This is a genomic window from Candidatus Thiodiazotropha endolucinida (assembly GCF_001715975.1).
GTDB lineage: Bacteria > Pseudomonadota > Gammaproteobacteria > Chromatiales > Chromatiaceae > Thiodiazotropha > Thiodiazotropha endolucinida.
This window is the reverse complement of the sequence record NZ_MARB01000030.1, coordinates 37,472-48,372: the sequence shown is the minus strand read 5'-3', so window position 1 is coordinate 48,372 and position 10,901 is coordinate 37,472. Positions and strand designations below refer to the sequence as shown.

Here is a 10,901-nt window from a genome sequence, read left to right as displayed (position 1 = left end):
TTCATCGATCATCGACTGTGGTTCTCCTACAGGGGACTTCCACCCCATCAGTTCATGCCCATGCTGGGCGTACACAATCGCTTCCAGCCGAACTTCGGGTCGGCTGGCGCTCCCCTCATCGGCTGAAACGTGGCGTTATAAGAAATCATAATAGAGGATGATTCATGCCAGAACACAATCCTTTTATTTGGCGAGAGCTCGTAACAACTGATCAAGAACTTAGCGGGGTATTTTTTAGCAAATTACTGGGCTGGACCATGAAAGAGGTTGATGCAGGTGAATTTGGCAAATACACCCTATTTCAGAAGGAGGGGCATGACATAGCAGGTATGATGAATCCTACTCCTGATACACCGGGAGAAGGCTCGTATTGGCACTCATATGTTGCAGTCGATAATATTGATGCATGTGCTAAAAACGCAGCACACCTGGGAGGCAAAGTTTTAGTGCCCCCATATGATGTACCAGACGTCGGTAGTGTTTGTGTTGTTTCAGATCCGACGGGGGCTGTTATCCATCTGATGCAGCCACTAGTCCATGAGTAAAAACGTGTAACAAAGGCCTTCCATCGGATGCAGTCACTGACACGCCTGTTCTGTTGAAGGCAACATTACTACAAGCATTGATTTCCATTCAAAACAACAGCATCAATACGTCATCCCGGAAGTCGACTCGGCCGTATCCAGTTCGCCGCCGTCAACATGCAAAATACCACCGCCCCCATGTTTCAGTTTGCTGCGGTACATCGCCTGATCGACACTTCTGATCACACTATCCAGGTCGTGACCATGATCGGGGTATCTGCCCATGCCGATGGAGATGCTGAAGTCGATGCCGTTCTCTTTGGCGTAGTCGTCGATCGCCTGTCTCACGCGCTGGGCAACTGTCTCTCCGCACTGCTTGGTGGCATAGGGCAGCAGTAGCAGGAATTCATCTCCGCCATAGCGTGACACCAGGTCTTCGTCGCGTACTGTATTGGCGATACTGTCTGCAACACCTGCAAGCAAGCGATCGCCCACATGGTGGCCGTGGGTGTCGTTGACGCGCTTGAAACCGTCCAGGTCTGCGAACAGGACAACCACGCTGTTACCGTCCTCCTGGCTCTGGAACAGGGATGACGAGCGTTCCACCAGGGCGCGCTGGTTGAGCAGCCCGGTGAGGGCGTCGATGTTGCGTTCGTGGGCAAGCTTGGCGCGGCCGAGTTCTATCTTGGCCGTCAGGGTGTAGGAATAGATGACGATGATCGCGAAGAAGACGAGAAAAAAGACTGCGCTGACCGAAAACAGGTCGACATAGTCAAACAACCGCAGGCTGACGATCAATATGACTGCGCCAAGGCTGCCTATGACCGCTTCACCGAACAGTCGCAGGCCGTAGCGCATGCCGTTGCCGAGAATCACCATCAGGTAGACCAGAAAACCGGGGGAACTGATGGTGGTATCCGCCAGCACCGCGAAAGATGCCATGACGATGTCGATCCACATGGTCAGGCGTTGACGCCAGGGCGCGTGCGGCACCCGTGAAGCGTGCCGCATGAAGAACAGAATCTCGATGCCAAAGACCAGAAAGATCAGGTTGACCACCTGAAGGTTGGTCCAGTCGCGTACCTGTTCCTCGCCGCCGAAATTGAAGTAGAGGAGCGCCAGGCCGCAAAACAGCAGGCGTGTCCAGTACTGGGTGCGCTGGTCTTCCCAGGACATCCGGTGTTCGGTTCCCTGTTTACCTGTCTGGTTTTTGCGGCGCTCCAAACCGGAACGCCTGTCCCCTGTACGTCGACCGGAATTGATCTGATTCACCCGTTACCTTCTCTGGTTGTTCCGTGGGTTTTTTTCCGTCCAGCGGCGTTAGCATTCGCTCATGTAGAGTCACTACACATCGCTCACGCTGCCTTGCTGGACGAAAAAATAGTCCCAGCAGGGCCGATTGGATTAGTGTTAACAGGCCCTAGCTTAATCCGCCTGACAGAAAAGTCCAGGCCATTACGATAGCAAATCCTATTGAGTACACCCATTTAAATACCTTACTCCATAACCATCAAGCAATAATGGTTTCAACAAGTTAGGGATAGGCACCTGATCATGTGCCGCTTCATGTTGTTCGCCGCTGATTTGAATGGCCAAGCTTCTCTTCTCATACCATGATTGGCACTTAAACAAATACAACAAAACCACATGGATGAGTGCTGCCAGGTTCAGGAATGTGTGAATTCAGGGTGCACTCGAGGTGGCAGGGCGGCGAAGCGTCGGGCCGACGACGGTGAAAACTCCGCTAGACTCTTGTTGATGAGTGAGTGTCAATATTTCTGAAACCGATTCGGCATTGCGCTGTATGATTGTCGTAATTATCACCAAATTCGATCAAGGATTATCACCATGCAAAGGAAACCTGGACTCTATTTCTTGTCTGCCATGCTCAGTGTCGCCATCGCTGCCCCTATCAACGCGTATGCTGAGTGCGCTAAAGACATCATAGGCAAGTGGCAGCAGTCACATGTCGAGTTTGCCGGAAACAGCATTAAGGACGATAGTCAATCCTGGGAGTTTATGAAGAACGGCACGGTCCGCTTTCTCAAATCCCGTCCGGCAATCGATAAGTCGGGGGATTATAGCTGCGAGGGAGATATCATTCACATGAAGGGAGCACTACCCGGACGATTGAAGATCCTTGCCTATGATGGCGGGACAATGGCACTGGAATCGTTGGATCATGGGGGCGGAATCGCCCATGTTGTAAAGATCCAATAACCTGCTCGTCACACTATCGGATCACACAAGGTCAAATGAGAACTCGGGTGTATCCATCATGTGCCGTTTCACGGCGCAGAGTTCCATTGCCCGGACGATGCCGCTGCGGTACTTCTCAGGGAATCCGTCGGGAAGGGTGAGACGGAATATGACCTTGACGATCATTTTTTTCTTCTCATCGTTGACACAATCCATGCGCAGATCCATGCCTTCGGTTGAGAGTTTGCGTGATTCGCAGAAATTCCAGGCGTATATGCCCGCACAGGTGGCCAGCGAGGCGAGAAACAGATCGAAGGGGGCAGGGGCGCTGGCTTCACCGCCATACTTGAGGGGCTGGTCCGTCTCTATGGTGTAATCGCCGACCTTGGCCTGAATACGTTTGCCGCCTGTGAAACTGACCTGAATGGAATCCATGTTCATACACCGCTTATAGGGGATAGAGTTCTTTTACAGGACCCTGGTTTTTTGCCTCGACCTGGGCGTAGAGATTGTTGAGCGCCGCCTGTAACGCCTCTTCGATGACGGGATGGTAAAAAGGCATGCGCAGCAGGTCGCCGACAGTAAGTTGCTGAGAGATGGCCCAGTTGAGCAGATGGGCCAGGTTTTCACCGCGGGTGGTGATCATTTCGGCACCCAGTATCATGCCGCTGGCTTTATCGCCGTAGACGCGGATGATGCCGCGGCTCTGGCCCATGATCTGGGCGCGTCCGACCGGGGCGAGCTTGACCTCGCCGATGGCTGCTTTCTCCAGATCCAGGGCCTGGTAGGTTTCGCCCACCAGACAGATATTCGGGTCGCAAAAGTTGATCGCCAGGGGGACCTTGCGCTTGAACGCGGTGACTTCGTCATGGGCGGCGTTATGACCGGCGATTTTACCCTCGTCACCGGCCTCGTGCAGGATAGGGCGTTCGCCATTCACATCGCCCGCGATGAAGATATGGGAATCGCCGCACTGCATGGTATTCGGGTTATAGACAGGGATACCGCGATCGTCGACTTCGATCCCGGCGTTTTCCAATGCCAGGCCTTCCACGTTGGGCGTCCGCCCGAGACTTGCCAGGACCTTGTCGACGACCACCGAATGTTCACCCGCGGTGACGCGCAACTGTGCACCCTCTTCGCTGATCTCGACCGGTTCGCCCAGGTAGATGGGGAACTCCCGTTGCATGGTCTCTAAGGCCATCTGCGAGACTTCCGGATCCGTGGCCCCGCCGATGGTCTGCGCCATATCGAAACCGTACACATCGATCTCCAGGCGGCTTAGGGATTGCCCCAGCTCCAGGCCGATCACACCCAGGCCCACCACGGCCACCGATTTCGGCAGATCTTCCAGTTCGAAGAAGGTGTCAGTGGTCAGTACCTTATCACCGAAGGCCTCCCAGGCGGCCGGCACAACCGGGCGGGATCCCGTAGCGATAACGATCCTCTCTGCAACAACCCGGTCGCCGTTGTCGAGTTCAAGGGTGTGGGGATCGACAAATTTCGCATACGCTTCGATGAACTTGTCGCCCATGTTGTCGGTACTGTTGGAGAGGACCCGGTCGACGAAGTTGTCGCGCAGATCCTGCACATGCTCCATGGCTTCGGGGAGATCGATGGTCAGTTCCGTATGGCCATCCACACCGTAGCGATTGAGGTGGGTTCTGCGATGGTAGTCCTCGGCTACCTGGATCAACGCCTTGGAGGGCATGCAGCCGACCCGTGCACAGGTGGTGCCGGGTTCACCACCATTGATGAGGAGAAAGCTTTTACCGCTCGGGCCGACCCGGCTGGTTGCATTCAGTCCCGCTGTTCCTGAACCGAGGATGGCGACGTCTACTTTTTTCTCTGCCACGGAGATCTCCTACAATGGTTGTGCAGATCGGGATTCTAACGGCTCGTGTAGCAAAAAACAGCCATCAGAATCAGGGTTATTGAGCAACATGCTCACTCCGCTTCATCAAGAGGGTGCGAGATAGCCGGGAATCTGCAAAAAACCCGCTCCACCTGGATCCGAGACTGTTTCAACCACCCCGATTGCGGTATGGTCGTGATCTGAAATAACAAATCCGAAAATGACAGATAGCGTGAGGAGATTTTGCATGAAGTGGTGCCGATTATTATTGCTCTTGCCGTCACTGGCGCTGGCCCAACCACCTGGCGGGCAAATAGACCAGCAGCAGTTCTTTGAGCAGTCGAAGGAGAAGATGCTGCCGATGATGGCGAAGAGCATTCCCGCCATGAAGCAGACCAAGAGTTGCCTGGAAACGGCAAACGATCAGGCAGCGTTCGAGAAGTGTGCAGAGATCATGACCGCCATGGAGAAGGAGATAAAAGAGCGCTTGGGGCCGGTGCCCGGCGTGCCGAAGGGACAGCAACAACCGACGAAAACTCCGAAGGATATCAAGTTTACACCGGAGGCCAAGAAGAACATGATGAAGTTCCTGGAACGATCGATCATGATCGGTACCGCCATGCAGAAGTGCTTCACTGAAAGCAGCACGGTGGATCAGATGCAGGGCTGTATGCAGGCGGCGCGACCCAAGCCCAAGCAATAGGTGTCAGGCTTATCGCACGCATGATTCAGGGATGGACTTCAGGAGGCTGCTCTCCAATATAGCTATTAATGACGATAGGTCGCCGGTATCTGCATCTCGATTTGTCACTCCTGCGGCAGCGGTCTGAAGCGGTAACCCTGAATGATTACCGGCTCTTCCTCTACTGGAGCGATTGCCGGTAGCGGCTGTGCCGGTTCAAGCCGTGGCTGGGCGGTGACTGGTGGCGCAAGCAGCAGTGGTGGGGGAGGACGGTAATAGTGTTGTCGATACGAAGGATGCGTTTTTGTCTTTCCGTTTCCGCCGAATGAAATGCAGAAAAAGGCCTGTGCAGGGTGAAGCCAGCAGAGCACCGTAAACATGAGGGTTGTTTTGAGAAGAGTGGGCATGAATCCTCATTGGGCTCGACAGAGGGCGGAAATATGTGTGAAATCCGACAGGCAAGAGAACATGCATGGCGCTTCAGTAGTCTTCATAGTGTCTGCCTGGATTGAATATCCCCTGCGGGTCAAAAACCTGTTTCAGCTGTTTTTGAATGACGCTAATCCGCGGATGTAGCGGATGAAACATTTCCCCCCTGCGATCTCCATTGCGAAAAAGTATGGCATGTCCCGACTCTTTTTCCACCAATGAACGTATCTCCCGCGCAGGCCGGTCTGTGGCCAGCCAGCGTAAACCGCCGGACCATTCGTATAGTATCCGACCCTCGATATCGAGTTTTGCCGCAGGTGGTAGAGAGAGACGCCAGAGCGGGCTTTGCTGCTTGAAGTAGTCGTGTTGCTGATCCCGCAGGCCCTGCCAAAATCCGCTTTGGGGCTTGTCACTGGGCTCGAGTCCGTAACGGGTCTTGATCTCCCCCAGGCGCTGCTGAGAGCAGGCAATACGCACCTTGTGATTGTTGTCAAGGCTGTAGGTGGCGGTGATGGGTACACCCTCGATCAGCATTTTGTGCAGCAGTGCCCAGGCCGTGGGCTGCTCCGCCGAGAAAGTGAGGGTGTGTTCTTGCATGGGTTTGGGCAATACCTTGATCGACGCCTCGAGCAGGATACCCAGGGTGCCCATCGCCCCCGCCATCAGGCGCGAGAGATCGTAGCCGGCCACATTTTTCATCACCTGGCCGCCGAACTTCAGTATCTGGCCCTGTCCGTCGAGTAGCTTGATACCCAGCAGCTGATCCCTGGGTGAACCGCCCCAGGGACGACGCGGACCACTGAGCCCTGCCGCGATGGCGCCGCCGATGGTGCCTTTGCCGTCGAAACGGGGCGGTTCGAAGGAGAGCATCTGTCCCTTCTCCAGTAACGTATCCTCAATCTCCTGCAAGGGTGTTCCGGCTCGCGCCGTGATGACCAGTTCCGTGGGTTCGTAGCTGATGATACCGCGATGCTCCGCAAGCGACAGGGGCTCACCGGCCAGTTCACGGCCATAAAACGATTTGCTGCCGTGCCCCATCAGTTGCAGGGGACGGACGTCATGGGCGGCATCCTTGACAGCCGATTGCAGCGATTGACTGAAGTCGCGGTCGTTGCTCATCAAAAGCGCTCCAGCTCGGGGAAACGGAGTTTTCCCGCATGTACATGCATGGCGCCGAATTCGGCGCATCGGTTCAAGGTTGGAATCGCTTTCCCAGGATTGAGCAGGGTAAGGGGGTCGAACACCCTTTTTACCGCATGGAAGGTCTCCAGCTCTTCATCCCGGAACTGGGCGCACATCTGATTGATCTTTTCCAGGCCGACACCATGCTCACCGGTGATGGTGCCGCCGACAGCGACACACAGCTCGAGTATCTCGCCACCGAAGGCCTCTGCCTGCTCCAACTCGCCCGGGTTATTGGCGTCGTAGAGGATCAACGGGTGCAGGTTGCCGTCGCCGGCGTGGAACACATTGGCGCAGCGCAATCCGTAACGTTGCGACATCTCATCGATCATCTTCAACACCTTGCCCAAATGATGGCGGGGGATGGTACCGTCCATGCAGTAGTAGTCGGGGGAGAGGCGCCCCACCGCGGGGAAGGCGTTCTTTCTGCCTGCCCAGAACCTGATCCGTTCCTGCTCGTCCATCGCCGTCCTTACCTCGGTTGCCCCCGACTGTTTCAGGATCTCTCTAACCCGCATGATCTCTTCCGAGACCTCGGCATCCACTCCATCCACTTCACACAGCAGGATCGCGGCCGCCTCGGTGGGATAACCGGCATGCACGAAGTCTTCCGAGGCGCGAATCGACAGATTGTCCATCATCTCCAGCCCGGCGGGCAGAATCCCCTTGGCGATGACCTGCGCCACTGCATTGCCCGCGGTTTCGATATCATCGAAAGCGGCGAGTACGACCTGTTGCCGCTCCGGTATCGGCAGCAGCTTCACCAGGACCTCCACCACCACACCCAGCATCCCTTCCGAGCCGGTGATCAGGGTCAGCAGGTCGAGACCGGGTGCATCGAGGCTGCCGGCACCCAGGGTGATCTTTTCGCCGTCGATAGTGATGAGGGTGACCTGTAATACATTGTGCAGGGTCAGGCCATATTTCAGGCAGTGCACACCACCGGCATTTTCCGCCACATTGCCGCCGATGGAACAGGCGATCTGTGAGGAGGGGTCGGGGGCGTAGTAGAGGCCGTAGGGTTTGGCCGCTTCGCTGACCGCAAGATTGCGTACCCCGGGCTGTACCCGCGCCTGCATATTATCGTTGTCGATCTCCAGGATTCGGTTGAGCCTGGCGAGGCTTAGCAATACGCCCTCTTCGTGAGGCAGGGCGCCGCCCGAGAGTCCGGTGCCCGCTCCCCGAGCCACCACGGGAATCTGTTGCCGGTGGCAGAATCTAAGAATCTCCTCGACCTGCTCGGCGGTATAGGGCAGCAGTACGATCAGGGGCACCTTGCGATAGGCGGAGAGGCCATCGCACTCATAGGGGATCAGCTCCTCCTCGCGATAGATGACGCACTCTGCGGGCAGCATCTTTTGGAATTCCCTGGCCAGGGTCAGACGATCATGCATTGGGTTACCTCGGATGGATGCAGCTTATAGGTTACACCAGATGAGAAAAACATGGATCTTGTAAGTGTAAATGTCCGTACGCGCCTGAAGGCTGTGCACTGCAATTGGAGATACAGCGTGCAAACGGGGTTTCAAATATATCCCAGTCAACGGCAGATTCATCTACGGCATATACCATGGTGTGTGCGTCATATCCCATGATTTAGTCTTAAGAATCCCAGCTCGGTTTCCTTCTTCATTTTATAAATCAATCTGTTAGCTCAATGGACCGATATTTGCTCTTCTCAACTGGATTTGATAACGAAAAAATGAGGTAAATCGATGCGACTCAGAGCTCTATCCTTAGCAATCAGCTCCCTGTTGGCCACATCCTGCCTGCATGCTGAAGAGCAGGCGGAAAAACTCGGCGAAATCTATGTTGAAGGCAAAGCCGATACGACGCCTGCTGTGACCAGGACACAGTTGGACGACAGTTCACAGGGGCTGCCAGCGGATGGCGGTGATTTTCTGCGTGATATCAATGGTGTCTCGGGTATTCGTATGGGGGGACACGGCATCGATCCGGTGATTCGCGGTCAGAGCCAGAATCGACTCAACATCATTCTCGACGGTGCCTACATTCATGGCGGTTGTCCCAACCGCATGGATCCACCGACAGCCTATTCCGCTCTGGAGAGCTATGACAGTGTGACTGTGATCAAAGGCTCTCAGACGGTCATCTACGGCGGTGGCGGCAGTGGCGGTACGGTACTGTTCGAACGCCAGCCGCCCCGCTTCAAAGATGGCAAGTCTTATCTGGGTGAGGTGGATGCCGGTTACAAGGGCAATTCAAAGACCAAGGAGTTCTCTGCCGACATCGCCGCGGGTTCTGAAACCGGCTATATACGGGGTGTGCTCGGTTATAAGGATGCCGACAACTATGAGGATGGCGACGGCAATGAGGTGCGCTCCGCCTACGAAAACCGAAGCGGAAATCTGATATTGGGTTATATGCCCGATCAGGACAAACGCCTGGAACTCAATTTCGAGGCGACTCGGGAAGACGATACTCTGTTTGCCGGCGCGGGTATGGATTCACCCAAGAGTGATGCCGACAACATTCGTTTCAAATACCAGCAGAGCGATGGTTTGGGACCCTTTGCCGGGATCAGGGCCGAGATCTATTCAAGCCAGGTGGACCACTTGATGGACAATTTCTCGCTGCGTGAGTTGAGCGCACCCATGCTCATGGGGGTGCCGGCTACGTCGGACACTGCGGGTGGACGCCTCTATGGCGATATCATGGTGGGTGGCAGTAACCTGACTATCGGTATCGACTACCAAAACAACGAGCGCGATGCGGACCGCTTCTCCGGCATGCCGATGATGGCGCAGCCGACCACTTTGCAATCGATAATGTGGCCAGGCGCAGAACTTGAACAGACAGGGTTGTTTGCAGAACTGGCCATGCCGTTGGGAGAGGAGAATCTGCTGAAGCTCGGAATGCGTTATGACCGGATCGATGCCTCGATCTCACGGGGAGATGAGAAGCCCGATCTGGGTCCGAGTCCGACACCCAACAACCTGTACGCTGCCTACTATGCCGAGACATCGGACGAGCAGACGGAAAACAATGTGGGTGGTTTTATCCACTATGAACATACGCTGGGTGACGGTTCACTCTTCGCCGGTTTCAGCCGCAGTGTCAGAACCGCGGATGCGACAGAACGCTATCTTGCCAGTTTCTCGCGCAACATGATGACCGGTATGGATTCCAGCTGGGTCGGTAATCCCGAGCTGGAAGCGGAAAAGCACCATCAGCTTGAAGTGGGTTACAAGTGGCAGAACGCGGGACTCGATACCGATATCACGCTCTATTACAACGATGTCTCTGACTATATCCTGAGAGACAAGGCCAGAGGGCAGGACGGCATCCTGGTTGCGAATGGCACCGCGAATATCTATCGCAATGTGGATGCTGAATTCTACGGTATCGAATGGCAAGCAGGGTATCGCCTCTCCAATAGTCTGAAGACCAGTGCGAGCCTGGCCTATGTCAGGGCTGAAAACAGTACCGACGACAGACTCATTGCTCAAATAGCACCCCTCGAGGCGACCGTCAGTCTGGACTACGCCAGCGGCGATTGGGAGCTGGGGGGTAGTGTGCGGGCAAATGCAAAACAGACACGCGCCGATCTCGAGAACGGCAGTGGACAAGACGTGCAGGAGACCCCGGGCTGGGGCGTGATCGACCTGCACAACAGATATGCATTGTCGAAGAACAGCTCAATCCGCTTTGGTGTCGACAATCTGTTGGATAAGCGTTTCGCCTATCACGTCAACAGAGCCAATGTGGACCCCTTCAATCCGGAGGCCATCCAGGTCAACGAACCTGGCCGCGAAGTTTGGCTGAGAGGTTCGGTGAAGTTCTGATAGTGTGGTGTGCGACTGGGGAGCGCTGACCACATGTCGGTTCCAGATATATTGCCTTCCACGCCTGCAATCAGGCCCCGGCGGCAGGGATCTACTGTTGGGGCCCGGTTCTCCCCAGGTCTATTTTGTTGCCGGGTTAGTGGTTGATTGGATTTCATTCGTACCGCGATTATTGGCTATCCTGGGATATTTGCTGTTTTATTGCTTCAGTGATTTACAGTAGT

10 protein-coding genes are annotated in these 10,901 nt (G+C 55.2%); 4 read left to right on the top strand and 6 right to left on the bottom strand.

Annotated elements, in window-relative coordinates:
• Nucleotides 1–164 precede the first annotated feature (164 nt).
• The gene (locus CODIS_RS18490; RefSeq protein ID WP_069128083.1) at nt 165–545 is read left to right on the top strand and encodes a VOC family protein; all 381 of its coding nucleotides are present in this window, start codon (nt 165–167) and stop codon (nt 543–545) included.
• Between the two features lie 102 nt (nt 546–647).
• On the opposite strand, the gene CODIS_RS18485 is transcribed toward CODIS_RS18490, so the two are convergent.
• Entirely contained in the window at nt 648–1,796 is a 1,149-nt protein-coding gene (locus CODIS_RS18485) for a GGDEF domain-containing protein (protein WP_083220900.1), read from the bottom strand.
• Between the two features lie 576 nt (nt 1,797–2,372).
• Between CODIS_RS18485 and CODIS_RS18480 the strand changes: the two genes are divergently transcribed.
• Nucleotides 2,373–2,744 (top strand): hypothetical protein, encoded by a 372-nt coding sequence (locus tag CODIS_RS18480; RefSeq protein WP_069128079.1) that lies wholly within the window; start codon nt 2,373–2,375, stop codon nt 2,742–2,744.
• A gap of 21 nt (nt 2,745–2,765) precedes the next feature.
• On the opposite strand, the gene CODIS_RS18475 is transcribed toward CODIS_RS18480, so the two are convergent.
• Together CODIS_RS18475 and CODIS_RS18470 are read right to left on the bottom strand one after the other, a co-directional pair.
• The gene (locus CODIS_RS18475) at nt 2,766–3,158 is read right to left on the bottom strand and encodes an OsmC family protein (protein ID WP_069128076.1); all 393 of its coding nucleotides are present in this window, start codon (nt 3,156–3,158) and stop codon (nt 2,766–2,768) included.
• 13 nt (nt 3,159–3,171) lie between these two features.
• Nucleotides 3,172–4,578, bottom strand: a complete 1,407-nt coding sequence (locus CODIS_RS18470; RefSeq protein ID WP_069128072.1) for a dihydrolipoyl dehydrogenase — start codon at nt 4,576–4,578, stop codon at nt 3,172–3,174.
• Nucleotides 4,579–4,825: 247 nt separating this feature from the next.
• On the opposite strand from CODIS_RS18470, the gene CODIS_RS18465 reads away from it, so the two are divergent.
• Complete coding sequence (locus CODIS_RS18465; RefSeq protein WP_069128069.1) at nt 4,826–5,281, top strand: hypothetical protein; 456 nt, start codon at nt 4,826–4,828, stop codon at nt 5,279–5,281.
• A gap of 104 nt (nt 5,282–5,385) precedes the next feature.
• Here the strand turns inward: CODIS_RS18465 and CODIS_RS21075 are convergent, their stop codons facing one another.
• The 3 genes from CODIS_RS21075 to CODIS_RS18455 all read right to left on the bottom strand — a co-directional run bounded on the left by CODIS_RS21075 (nt 5,386) and on the right by CODIS_RS18455 (nt 8,265).
• Nucleotides 5,386–5,667 carry a hypothetical protein gene (locus tag CODIS_RS21075; protein WP_154723204.1) on the bottom strand — a complete coding sequence of 94 codons (282 nt, stop codon included), beginning with the start codon at nt 5,665–5,667 and terminating at the stop codon, nt 5,386–5,388.
• Between the two features lie 73 nt (nt 5,668–5,740).
• Nucleotides 5,741–6,808 carry a glycolate oxidase subunit GlcE gene (gene glcE, locus CODIS_RS18460; RefSeq protein WP_069128066.1) on the bottom strand — a complete coding sequence of 356 codons (1,068 nt, stop codon included), beginning with the start codon at nt 6,806–6,808 and terminating at the stop codon, nt 5,741–5,743.
• Complete coding sequence (locus tag CODIS_RS18455; protein ID WP_069128064.1) at nt 6,808–8,265, bottom strand: FAD-linked oxidase C-terminal domain-containing protein; 1,458 nt, start codon at nt 8,263–8,265, stop codon at nt 6,808–6,810. Before CODIS_RS18455 ends, glcE begins: the two co-directional genes overlap by 1 nt.
• Before the next feature lie 321 nt (nt 8,266–8,586).
• Here CODIS_RS18455 and CODIS_RS18450 point away from each other — a divergent pair, with 321 nt between their 5' ends.
• Nucleotides 8,587–10,677: a TonB-dependent copper receptor gene (locus CODIS_RS18450; RefSeq protein WP_069128060.1), complete on the top strand. Its 2,091-nt coding sequence runs from the start codon at nt 8,587–8,589 to the stop codon at nt 10,675–10,677.
• Nucleotides 10,678–10,901 lie beyond the last annotated feature (224 nt).